We start from the raw sequence: 11,436 nt of genomic DNA, 5'->3' as shown, positions 1-11,436 counted from the left end.
GAACTAGACGAACTTGCTGCAGCGCAGTAATCAGTAAAGCCCAGCCCGCGAGTGCGGGCTGGGCTTTTTTATGGATGAGAAAAAACAATATAAATATGAAAAACCTTCCCCTGCTTGTTAAATTTTTTAGTCGTTGCGGCGCTATAGCGGCACTGTGTTTAGCAACCGCGAGTCACGCCGGTTTGTTAGATTTACCGAATACCCAAGAGTTGCCCGAGTATGAAGAGGGCACAATGGTGCTGGATTTAGATGTGCCTAGCGTACGCGAGCGCGATCCGGACCCGCAGGCGGGGCCACGCTTAAACGTTCGCGAGTTTCGCGTGCAGGGCGTTGTTGAATATCCGGAGCGCGGCATATCCCGAGACGAAATTATTCGACGCGTGGAAGGTTTGCGTTTCGAAATGATGCAGGAAGGTGAACTGCTGGATACCGGCTATACCCTCGATGAACTTTCGGAAGTGTCGGACTTAATTGGTGAGATTGAAGACGAAACAAAAGACGAGCACGTCGGGCCGGTAGAGGTTCAGCGGCTGGTTTTTTTAATCCGTGAGCAACGCCGTAAACGCGGTATAACACTGGGTATGATCGAACAGGTTGCGGATACGATTACGCGCTATTACCGCGAGAACGGCTTTATCTTGGCAAAAGCGTATATTCCCCAGCAAGAAGTGCGCGATGGCATTGTTACACTCACGTTGTTGTTGGGTGAGCTGGGTGAGGTTGAAGTACAAAACCAAAAGCGCTATCGCGCCAGTATTTTGCAGCGAACGTTTAACAGCGCCATGAGTGAACCTGTAGCCAGTGCAGATATTGAAGAGAGACTATATTTAGTTAACGACCTTCCTGGTCTTTCCGCACGCGGTTATTTTCAGCCCGGCTCTCAGGTTGGCGATACTAAATTAAATGTGAACGTACTCTCGGAAGATTGGTTTGACGCGAATATCCGTGTGGATAATCACGGTTCAAAGGGGGCGGGTGAGAATCGCTTTTACGCAGATTTCTCGTTACACAATCCACTGCGTATTGCCGACCAATTACAGCTAAGCGTGCTAAGTTCATCCGACGGTGAAAGCTCGCTGTTCGGTTCGGTTCGCTATTCCAGTAATATTATTAGCCCGCGTACAAATGTGTATCTAGGCGTGTCGACAAACCAGTTCGCTTTAGACCAAACCTTCGGCTCAAGTGAAGGCGGTGGTGTGAATGTTACCGGTGATTCATTGGTAAAAGATCTTGGAATAACCTATAAAATACGGCGTAGCCGAGTGACCAATCACTCTGTTGATTTTAAAGTGTCTGATATTTTTACTTCGTTTGTTGTTTCTACTGGCAGCGAGGGTGAGTCTAGTCAGTCGCAAGCGCCAACCGAAAACGAACTCCAGAATGTCTCGCTCAACTATAATTTTGATATTCTGCGTGAACGTCAGCGAACGTTGCACTCGGCACGGATTGGACTTACCTATACCAGCGTAAAGTTAGATTCTAGCGCTGGTCAGCTTGGGGGTTCAGACCCTGAAGACCCAGGCGAGCAAATTTTGTCGTTCGATTATTCGCGTTTGGCGTTTTGGAAGTTGCCGCTGATCGGTAGCGAGACGCGTTTAGTTGCGCGTAGCTCGGGTCAATATACGCCTGCTTATTTGCTATCGGCTAACCAGTTTTCGCTCGCCGGCCCTACCCGTGCGCGTGGTTTTGAGGTAAATAAGTTTTACGCCGATAACGCGCTTTATGTTGGTGTGGATTGGATGTTCAACGGCCCTGGCGGCAGCGTTACCCTCGGTAATAAAAAGCTTAGCGATATTATTCAGCCCTATGTTTTTGTTGATGGCGCTTGGGGTTATCAGTACACAAAAGTTGTCGATGGTGAAGATAGTGTTATTGCTAAACTCGCCGATGCCGGTCTCGGCCTGCAGCTTCGCTACGGCAGTTTTCGTGCAAACTTTATTGCAGCCACCCCCCTGTTGTCTGAAAACAATGCCGAGGGTTTGGCGGACAGTGACGCCGCCAGTGGCGATGAATCAACTTCGACGAAAAAGTCTAAAGACGACGAAGGCGTAAACTTCTTTATTGATATGCAATACAGCTTTTAATTGTCAGTAGCTTTTAAAGTGGATAAAAAAAGCCCCGCAAACAGAGGTGTACGCGGGGCTTTTTGTTTCTTTCGACTAAGAGTTGCTGAGAGCCGGTGAGAATAGGTGTTGGCAGTTGAGTACCCTTTATTTCTGTTCTCTGGCTATTGCACGATAAGCAATGTCGCGACGCATCATTAAATCATCCCAATGAATATTGTCGGCGAGTGCATAGGCGTCTTGCTGTGCTTCGGTAATGGTATTGCCAAGTGCGGTAGCACATAAAACGCGACCACCATTAGTGACTACTTGGTTGTCTTTTAAGGCTGTACCAGCGTGGAATACCTTTGCCACTGCAGATTCACCAACACCCAAACCACTAATCACCTTGCCTTTTGCGTAGTCACCTGGGTAACCACCAGCCGCTAGTACGACACCAACCGCTGGGCGCGGGTCCCACTCAGTGGTGGTTTGATCCAAGGTTTTGTTTAGCGCTGCTTGGCAGAGTTCAACCAGGTCAGATTGCAGACGCATCATAATCGGTTGGGTTTCTGGGTCGCCGAAGCGGCAGTTATATTCAATAACCTTGGGTGTGCCGTCGGCGGCAATCATCAAGCCCGCGTAAAGAAAGCCGGTGTAGCTATTGCCTTCGGCCGCCATACCGCGAATGGTGGGCATAATCACTTCGTCTAGGGTACGTTGGTACACTTCGTCGGTGACAACCGGTGCCGGTGAATAGGCGCCCATGCCGCCGGTGTTTAAACCGGTATCGCCATCGCCTGCACGTTTGTGATCTTGGCTGGTGGCCATAGGTAAAACATTTTCGCCGTCGGCGATTACGATAAAGCTTGCTTCTTCGCCTTCCAAAAATTCTTCGATTACGACGCGATAACCAGCGTCGCCAAAAGCATTGCCGGAAAGCATATCGGTAACAGCATCTTCAGCTGTTTGTAGATCTTCCGCTACGATAACGCCTTTACCCGCCGCTAAACCGTCGGCTTTTACCACGATAGGAGCGCCTTTCTCACGCAAATAGGCAAGCGCGGGCTCTATTTCGGTAAAGCTTTGATATTCACCGGTAGGAATATTGTGACGGGCGAGAAAGTCTTTGGTGAAGGCTTTTGAGCCTTCCAGTTGCGAGGCACCTTTAGACGGGCCAAAGCAGGCGAGGCCTTGTTGCTGAAAGTGATCGACGATGCCTTCAACAAGCGGCACTTCTGGGCCAACAATTGTTAGGCTAACGTTGTTGGCTTTAGCGAATTCACTTAACTCGTTAAATTGCAGTACGTCGAGCGCGACGTTTTTGAGTTTTGGCTCGGTTGCGGTACCGGCGTTACCAGGCGCAACAAATACTGTTTCGACATTCGGATTTTGAGCGGCTTTCCAGCCTAGCGCGTGCTCGCGGCCACCACTTCCAATTATTAATATATTCATGTTGCTTCCAAACAAAAAATTAAACGCTTTAGGTGGGGATTGCGGGGAGTTAAAAATTGCGCCTCATGCGTTGGCAACTTAATAATGCCGGCGCATGAGGCGCGCGATTTTAGTGACGGAAATGACGCATGCGGGTAAACACCATCGCCATACCGTGTTCGTCTGCGGCTGCAATCACTTCTTCGTCGCGCATTGAACCGCCGGGTTCAATTACTGCGGTAATGCCAACGCTGGCGGCGTTATCAATGCCGTCGCGGAACGGGAAGAATGCATCCGAGGCCATAACCGAACCTTTAACTTCAAAGCCTGCGTGTTCGGCTTTAATCGCTGCAATTCGAGCCGAGTTCACCCTGCTCATCTGGCCTGCGCCAACACCAACCGTTTGGCTGTTACGGGCGTACACAATAGCGTTGGACTTAACCATTTTAGCAACCTTCCAAGCGAACAACAGGTCGCGCAATTCGTCTTCGGTTGGTGCTCGGCGTGTCACAATTTCTAGGTCATCTTGAGTAATGATGCCGTTGTCGCGTTCTTGCACCAGTAAGCCACCGGTCACGCGCTTGTAGTCAAAGCCTTCGACAACATTTGACGACCACTGACCGCATTCGAGCAGGCGTACATTTTTCTTGCTGCTGACAATTTCACTCGCTTCGGCGGTTACGCTTGGAGCAATAATCACTTCGACAAATTGACGATCGACGATGGCTTGCGCGGTTTCCGCATCGAGTTCGCGGTTGAAGGCAATGATGCCGCCGAAAGCCGATTCCGAATCGGTTGCGTAGGCTTTTTCATAGGCAGTTTTAATATCGTCGGCTACCGCTACACCACAAGGGTTGGCGTGCTTGACGATAACGCAGGCAGGCCGATCAAACTGTTTAACGGTTTCGAGCGCGGAGTCGGTATCGGCAACGTTGTTAAAGGACAATTCTTTACCCTGCAGTTGTCGTGCTGTTGCCGTACAGGCCTCAGAGAAGTTTTTCTCTTGATAGAAGGCCGCTTTTTGATGAGGATTTTCACCGTAGCGCATCGACTGTTTTTTGGTGAACTGGGTATTAAATGTTCGCGGGAACTTTGGCTCGCCAGACTCGACACTTTGACCAAGGTAGTTGGCGATAGCGCCGTCATAGGCGGCGGTATGCTCAAAAGCTTGCACGGCTAAATCGAAACGCGTGGCGTAGCTTAGGCTACCGACGTTAGCTTGCATTTCTGTGAGCACGGTGGCGTAGCTTGCGGCGTTCACTACGATAGCAACATCTTTATGATTTTTCGCCGCTGAGCGCACCATAGTTGGCCCGCCAATATCGATATTTTCAATTGCTGTGGGTAGATCGCAGTCGGGGTTGGCAACGGTTTGTTCGAATGGGTAGAGGTTTACTACAACCATATCAATAGGTTTTATGCCGTGCTCGGTCATTACAGCATCGTCAATGCCGCGACGCCCTAAGATGCCACCGTGGACTTTAGGGTGAAGGGTTTTAACACGGCCGCTCATCATTTCGGGAAAGCCGGTGTAATCGGACACTTCGGTAACCGGAATGGCGTTGTCCTGTAGCAAGCGGAAGGTGCCGCCAGTAGATAACAGCTCTACGCCTTGAGCGTTAAGTGCCTTGGCGAGCTCAACAATACCGGTTTTATCGGACACGCTAATGAGGGCGCGGTTAATTTTAATGAGATTACTGTCGTTGCTCATTGCTGGTGTATTTCCTGTGTAATGCAAATAGAAGGACGGTCAGCCTAGGGCCGACGTATCCAATCGTCTAGCTTGAGTCTATCTTGAAGTTGGCTGCCCCGCTTTTACTGTGCGATACCATTGCTGTTGCAGCGCAAGCCGTGCGCACTAGCAGATGGGGTCGGCCTTCGATGAGTGTAGCCGCTCTATGCCGGGGTAGGCTAAATATCGATCAATTAGCCTGCTGGATAGAGTTGGCTACAAGGGGGGAGCGCTTCACTCAACCCCTTCTACGAGCAGCTTTGGCTAGGGTCTATAGTAAGCCGTACTGCTTTAATTTCTTGCGTAGGGTACCGCGGTTCAAACCTAGAACGTTGGCCGCACGAGTTTGGTTGTGGCGGGTGTACTTCATGACCACCTCTAACAGTGGTGCTTCAACTTCGGCGAGAACCATCTCGTAAACATCGCTTACGTCTTGGCCATCGAGGTGTTGAAAGTAGTTGGAAACCGCCTTTTCGACGCTGTCGCGTACGGATGCATGCTGTAGAGCCGTTTGTGGCTCTTCAATGCTGGTGGCGGGTTTAAATTCCAGGGGGGATTCTCGCAATAGCGTCTCCGCTGTGTTCATGCTGCTCTTTCCTCATGGTAGATGCGCTCATCAAAAAAACGATGGAGCGCTTGTAATTGTGAATGTGGTGTATCTAACTGATTAAACTGCTTCATAAAGGCTTGGCTGTCACTGAGCTTGTTGCAGTACCAGCCCACGTGCTTGCGGGCGATACGCAGGCCTTTGATGTCGCCATAAAACTTATGTAGCTCCCGCAGATGCCATAACACGATGTGTTTGACCTCGGTTAGTGCGGGTGTAGGGCAATGTGTGCCCTGTTGTAGGTAATGGTTGGTCTGTTGGAAGATCCAAGGGTTGCCCAGTGATGAGCGACCCAACATTACCGCGGCTGCGCCCGTGCTGCGTAACACGGCCTTCGCCTTCTCTGGTGTATCAATATCGCCGTTGGCAAACACGGGGATCTCAACGCCGCTCACAATGTCTGCAATGGTGTCGTACTCGGCACTGCCGAGAAACCTACAAGCCCGTGTGCGGCCATGTACCGCCAAGGCTTGAATACCGGAATCTTCCGCTATTCTGGCAATAGTCGTTCCATTCCTGTGGTCAGTGTCCCAACCAGTACGGATTTTAAGCGTAACCGGCACAGATACGCTGCTTACAACGGCATCAAGGATTGCGGCTACCAGTGGTTCATTTTGTAAAAGCGCAGAACCTGCCGCTTTTTTGCACACTTTTTTAGCAGGGCAGCCCATATTGATGTCCACTATCTGGGCGCCGTGACTGACAGCTTGCTGTGCAGCGTTAGCCATCATTTGAGGGTCGCTACCTGCGATTTGAACGCTGATAGGCCATTTAACCGACTCATCTGCGCGCATTTCATGACTTGGGAGGCGCAGACGACTTTTATCGCTGCTCCATAGAGTTGTGTCGCTAGTAACCATTTCGGTAGTGGTGAGCCCCGCACCAAATTGACGGCACAGTCGACGGAATGGCGCATCAGTAACTCCCGCCATTGGCGCCAAAATACACTGGCTATCTATCTGGTAAGGTCCGATTTGGAACAAACGATTCTCCCCCAAGAATGGCTTGTTAGCACGTTGCGTCGTGTGTATATGCTGGCTGTAAAACTGTGTTGAATTGGTCTTAAACCCTTTAAAACAAAGAGTTATACCAAGGCAAGAAAGCGCCCCAGCACAGCGGGCAACGTGACAACTTGTTGTCTAGTACTATCTAAAACAGCTGCGTTTTAGCCTATATCAGTCGCGCAATTCGCTGCCGCTAGCGTTGTAAACCGCTTTATTTTTGAGCGAAATGGGCAGACCTGAAAAGGGGGGCTATGATACCCGTACAGAGGGCGATTGGGAAAGCACAAATTGACCAGATTGGTTAAAAAAGTATCAATCGAGGGGGCTTATTCGGCAATGTTGATTTTGTAGCCGACAGCTTCTGTTCCTGGGTCGAGAATTTCGATGGCGATGTGGATAGGCTGCCCAGCGGGCATGGTATTTAGGTTGGCGAGCTCGCCGCCGAGATATTCGCTCGGGCGGAAACGGCGCGCGGCAACGGGCTGGCCTTTGGAGTTAGTGAAGATCAAGTCTAACGAAGGGAAGGTTTGCGGGAATTCGGCCGCATTCTGTAGTACCGCATCAACCGCGAGGACTCCGGCTGTGTCTGGGTGGGAGCGCACAATAAGGTTGACCGCACGAATTTTTTTGCGGTCGATTAATGCTGGCAGCTCGCAGTTAAGCCAGTGGCAGGCCTCTGTGTAGTATTGACGGTAGGGTTCGATACGACTGAGTTTGTCGAATTTTAGCCAGGCAATTTGGGCGAGCAGTAACACGGCGGCCAACAGTGCTAAGGCTCCCCAAAACAGCTTGGATTCAGCTAGTGAAAACGTGCTTTTGTAAGAGAACTCGACGGGCTCCGGTTCTATTGCGTGGATAAACTGCTGGTTGGAGGATTTTTTTGAATCGAAGGTTTCGCCCTCGATAATCCCTTCGAGTTCACTCAGCGATGGCCCAGCATCGGTAAAGGTTGGTTCGTGTCGGCGAGTGATCTTGCCGCTGTCGCTATCGTCTAGGTAATCTTCATCCGAATTGTTGGCGTAGCTTTCTGCATCCTCAATTGCCTCGTGTGCTCCGGTTGCGTAGTCGGCGGCACCATAGTTACCGGAGGTGTAGGCGCTAGAGCTGTAGTCTGAGTCGTCGTCATCGCTATCAGCTTCGTTATTTGGGTAAACGTCGTTATTGTCGTGTTTTGCGGCATCGAGATGGCTTTGTACTACAGCCTTGTGGTGCCCGGTGTTGTCCTTGCGCAGCTGCGGCATTTCGTCATCATTGCTATCTAGCAAGCCTAGCGCCCAAGTTTCATCGGTGTTTTCGGGTTCGTCGTCCGCTTCGTTTAGGTAATCGCGCTCAAACAAATTGGATTCGTGATTTGAGGTGTTCTTGCTGTAGATGACGTTGGAGTTGAAATCTGAGCCGTACAGGTTGTCGAGGGCATCGTGCGCAGCGCTATCCTCGTCGCTGTCCATGTCGTCGCTAATCAGAATATCGTCGTCTTCTAGGGGGCCGGGCACGGCTGAGGGTGTTTTTTCTTCCACGGCTTTTGCTACGGCAGGTTGCACTGGCGCCGCCTGCGGCTTAGCTGGGGCTTTCGGTTTGGGCTTGTTGGTTAACGCTTTGTTAGTTGTCGATTTACTCGTAGTAGGCGAAGCCGGTTGAGCTTTTGTCGACGGGGCTTGGAGGTAGTCTTTGGCGTTAAAAATATTAAGGCAAGACCCGCAACGTACAGCTCCACGCGCCGAGCTAAGGTGCGCTTGAGTGATTCTGAACGAAGTGCCACATTTGGGACATTGGGTGATGCTGTCGGCCATAAAGAGATGCTGCCTAAACTTGAGACTTTTGATTAACAAACGTCTCTAAAATTAACCTGTGCATAGAGTTATGCAGAGTTTATGAAGAAATTGCACTAAGAACAACAACAGCTTGCAAGAATGCCGAAGTTGTAGCGCTTTCGCCGATAGTTTCCTGAGTTTAGTGGCGTTTTGTTCCGGTTACGCAAATCCATTCGTCTTTAGTTCTCACCTCGTTAAAGTCGATGTGATCACCGTACGCGGCGACAATAGCGTCTTGCTGCGATGAGAGTACGCCAGACAAGCAGATCTTGCCGCCGGCTTTGAGCAACGCTATTAGTGTCGGTGCCAGTTCCACTAGGGGGCCGGCAAGAATGTTGGCGGCCACCAGATCACAGGGTTCGGTTGGGCATTTATCTGGGAAGAAAACCGGGAAGCAATCTGCCGCTAGATCGTTACGCGTTACATTATCTTGCGTGGCAAGTAGCGCTTGGGGGTCAATATCGGTACCGGAAACGTGCTTGGCACCCAGCAGCAGACAGGCGATCCCCAAAATACCGGACCCACAGCCATAGTCGATGGCGGTTTTTTCAGTCATATCTTGCTCGGCAAGCCACTGCAAGCAAAGAAATGTTGTGGGGTGGGTGCCGGTACCGAAAGCCAGCCCCGGGTCGAGCATAATGTTGGTTGCAGCGGGGTCGGGTGGCGGTGTCCAGCTTGGGCATATCCACAACTTGTCGGCGCATTGAATGGGGTGGTAGTGCGTCATCCATTCACGTTCCCAGTCCTTGTCTTCCAAAAGGTGCCAGTGGGCATCCTGTAATTCTATGTGCGCTTTTTGTAGGTAAAGCCGCTCGACTTCAGCGAGTATCGCGTCGCTATCGATATCCGCTTCGAATAGCCCCGTAACACAAGTCTCTTGCCATAAAGGCGTCTCTCCCAGTTCCGGTTCGAAAATGGGTTGATCGGCATTGTCTTCCATTGTTACCGCTTGTGCGCCAACGGTTTGCAAAGCGCTTTCGAGTTTAGGGGCTAGTTTGCGCGAGCTGTTTATTTTGAGCTGGAGCCAGGGCATTTCGGTGGCCTCTTTGGATTGGCGGAATGGTATTTTGGGTGCTTGGCGAGTTGTTTAGCGCAACCGCTAGCATTCATCTGTTGTTGGCGATAGTGGAGGAGGTAAGTCGGGGGTAGTAAGCCCGTGCTTCGGCTGGAAGCACGGGCTTATTTCGGCATGCGGCAGGGCGTTGACTGTACGCTGTTGCCGATGGGGTACTGTTACAGTCCTAGCTTCTTCTCGAGGTAGTGAATGTTCACTCCACCCTCTAAAAAGCCTTCATCTCGCACTAGATCCATCTGCAGTGGCGTATTGGTTTTGATGCCGCTGACAATTAACTCGTCCAATGCTCCGGCCATACGCTTTAAGGCTTCGCGTCGAGTCGGTGCGTGGGTGATGATTTTCGCCACCATCGAATCGTAGTAAGGGGGTACCGTATAGCCGCTGTATAGATGCGAGTCTACGCGAACACCCAGTCCACCTGGAGCGTGGAAGTTGGTAACCAAACCTGGTGAAGGCATAAAGGTTTTTGGGTCTTCGGCGTTGATACGGCATTCAATCGCGTGACCATTTAGCTTTACGTCTTCCTGCTTGATGCTTAATTTTTCACCTGCACAAACACGTATTTGTTCTTTGATTAAGTCGATCCCGGTAACCATTTCGGAGACGGGGTGCTCAACCTGAATGCGGGTGTTCATCTCGATAAAGAAAAATCGACCATCTTCGTACAGGAATTCGAACGTCCCAGCGCCGCGATAGCCAATATCGTTACAGGCTTTGATGCACGCTTGATAAACTTCTTCTCGAATTTCCATTGGAATGCCGGGAGCCGGGGCTTCTTCCAGTACCTTTTGGTGACGGCGCTGTAGCGAGCAATCGCGGTCGTAAAGGTGAACGGTGTTGCCTTGCCCATCGGAAATGATCTGCACTTCCACGTGACGCGGGTTTTGCAGGTATTTTTCCATGTAGACGGTGTCGTCTTTAAACGCAGATTTAGCTTCGGTTTTGGTCACTTGTACCGAATTCCAAAGGCTACCTTCAGTATGGACAACACGCATACCGCGCCCGCCGCCGCCTGCAGCGGCCTTAATAATAACGGGGAAGCCGATCTTGCGGGCGATTTCCAGGCAGGCTTCAGGGTCGTTCGGCAAGGGGCCGCCGGAGCCAGGAACTGTAGGAACACCGGCTTTTATCATCGCGTCGATAGCGCAAACCTTGTCGCCCATAAGGCGAATAACATCGGGGTCTGGGCCGATAAACACAAAGCCGCTTTTTTGTACCTGCTCGGCGAAGTCGGCATTTTCAGCCAAAAAGCCATAGCCGGGGTGTACGGCGATAGAGTCGGTAACTTCCATTGCTGCGATAATCGCAGGAACATTCAGGTAGCTTTCGGTGGATGAATTTGGGCCGATACAAACGGATTCGTCGGCTAGGCGAACGTGTTTCAGATCGCGATCGGCTTTTGAATATACCGCCACGGTGGTAATACCCATCTCACGACAGGCGCGCAGCACTCGCAGTGCAATTTCGCCGCGATTGGCAATAAGAACTTTGTTGAACATGTTTTGTATCCTCGCTGCGGCTTAGGCAATTACCAGCAGCGGTTGATCGAATTCTACTGGTTCACCATCTTCAACCAATATAGCTTCGACCACGCCAGATTTATCTGCTTCGATCTGATTCATCATCTTCATCGCTTCGATAATACAAACTACATCGCCAGCTTTAACGGTTTGGCCAACTTCGATGAATTTTGCAGCGCCGGGGCTTGGCGAGCGATAGAAGGTGCCGACC

General features: G+C 50.9%; 9 protein-coding genes and 1 pseudogene. 1 reads left to right on the top strand and 9 read right to left on the bottom strand.

Annotated features, from left to right (window positions below; genetic code table 11):
* Positions 1-2,084: ShlB/FhaC/HecB family hemolysin secretion/activation protein (locus IDZ20_RS02930; RefSeq protein WP_342745109.1), on the top strand; the 2,084-nt coding region annotated here is incomplete at its 5' end.
* A gap of 126 nt (positions 2,085-2,210) precedes the next feature.
* On the opposite strand, the gene purD is transcribed toward IDZ20_RS02930, so the two are convergent.
* The 9 genes and pseudogenes from purD to accB all read right to left on the bottom strand — a co-directional run.
* Complete coding sequence (gene purD / locus IDZ20_RS02925) at positions 2,211-3,497, bottom strand: phosphoribosylamine--glycine ligase (protein WP_188149936.1); 1,287 nt, start codon at positions 3,495-3,497, stop codon at positions 2,211-2,213.
* Positions 3,498-3,606: 109 nt separating this feature from the next.
* On the bottom strand, positions 3,607-5,187 hold the full coding sequence (gene purH, locus IDZ20_RS02920) for a bifunctional phosphoribosylaminoimidazolecarboxamide formyltransferase/IMP cyclohydrolase (protein WP_188149935.1): 1,581 nt from the start codon (positions 5,185-5,187) through the stop codon (positions 3,607-3,609).
* A gap of 292 nt (positions 5,188-5,479) precedes the next feature.
* On the bottom strand, positions 5,480-5,794 hold the full coding sequence (fis, locus tag IDZ20_RS02915; RefSeq protein WP_188149934.1) for a DNA-binding transcriptional regulator Fis: 315 nt from the start codon (positions 5,792-5,794) through the stop codon (positions 5,480-5,482).
* On the bottom strand, positions 5,791-6,798 hold the full coding sequence (dusB, locus tag IDZ20_RS02910; protein WP_188149933.1) for a tRNA dihydrouridine synthase DusB: 1,008 nt from the start codon (positions 6,796-6,798) through the stop codon (positions 5,791-5,793). Before dusB ends, fis begins: the two co-directional genes overlap by 4 nt.
* A gap of 347 nt (positions 6,799-7,145) precedes the next feature.
* On the bottom strand, positions 7,146-8,360 hold the full coding sequence (locus IDZ20_RS02905) for a DUF3426 domain-containing protein (RefSeq protein WP_425443411.1): 1,215 nt from the start codon (positions 8,358-8,360) through the stop codon (positions 7,146-7,148).
* A gap of 141 nt (positions 8,361-8,501) precedes the next feature.
* Positions 8,502-8,609: pseudogene (locus tag IDZ20_RS16475) on the bottom strand (MJ0042-type zinc finger domain-containing protein); the annotation flags it as partial.
* A gap of 160 nt (positions 8,610-8,769) precedes the next feature.
* Positions 8,770-9,663, bottom strand: a complete 894-nt coding sequence (gene prmA, locus IDZ20_RS02900; protein ID WP_188149931.1) for a 50S ribosomal protein L11 methyltransferase — start codon at positions 9,661-9,663, stop codon at positions 8,770-8,772.
* Between the two features lie 200 nt (positions 9,664-9,863).
* A complete protein-coding gene (accC, locus tag IDZ20_RS02895; RefSeq protein WP_188149930.1) occupies positions 9,864-11,204 on the bottom strand; it encodes an acetyl-CoA carboxylase biotin carboxylase subunit in 1,341 nt (446 codons plus the stop codon).
* Between the two features lie 21 nt (positions 11,205-11,225).
* Positions 11,226-11,436, bottom strand: a 211-nt coding sequence (accB, locus tag IDZ20_RS02890) for an acetyl-CoA carboxylase biotin carboxyl carrier protein (RefSeq protein ID WP_188149929.1), incomplete at its 5' end; no start/stop codon positions are given.

It is taken from the genome of Teredinibacter waterburyi (assembly GCF_001922985.1).
Classification (GTDB): Bacteria; Pseudomonadota; Gammaproteobacteria; order Pseudomonadales; family Cellvibrionaceae; genus Teredinibacter; species Teredinibacter waterburyi.
The sequence above is the reverse complement of the archived record's forward strand: the minus strand, read 5'-3'. Positions and strand labels throughout refer to the sequence as shown.

Excerpts from the sequence above, each read along its gene's own strand:
- purH (WP_188149935.1), bottom strand. The coding sequence starts at position 5,187 with ATGAGCAACGACAGTAATCTCATTAAAATTAACCGCGCCCTCATTAGC.
- accC (WP_188149930.1), bottom strand. The coding sequence starts at position 11,204 with ATGTTCAACAAAGTTCTTATTGCCAATCGCGGCGAAATTGCACTGCGA.
- prmA (WP_188149931.1), bottom strand. The coding sequence starts at position 9,663 with ATGCCCTGGCTCCAGCTCAAAATAAACAGCTCGCGCAAACTAGCCCCT.
- fis (WP_188149934.1), bottom strand. The coding sequence starts at position 5,794 with ATGAACACAGCGGAGACGCTATTGCGAGAATCCCCCCTGGAATTTAAA.
- purD (WP_188149936.1), bottom strand. The coding sequence starts at position 3,497 with ATGAATATATTAATAATTGGAAGTGGTGGCCGCGAGCACGCGCTAGGC.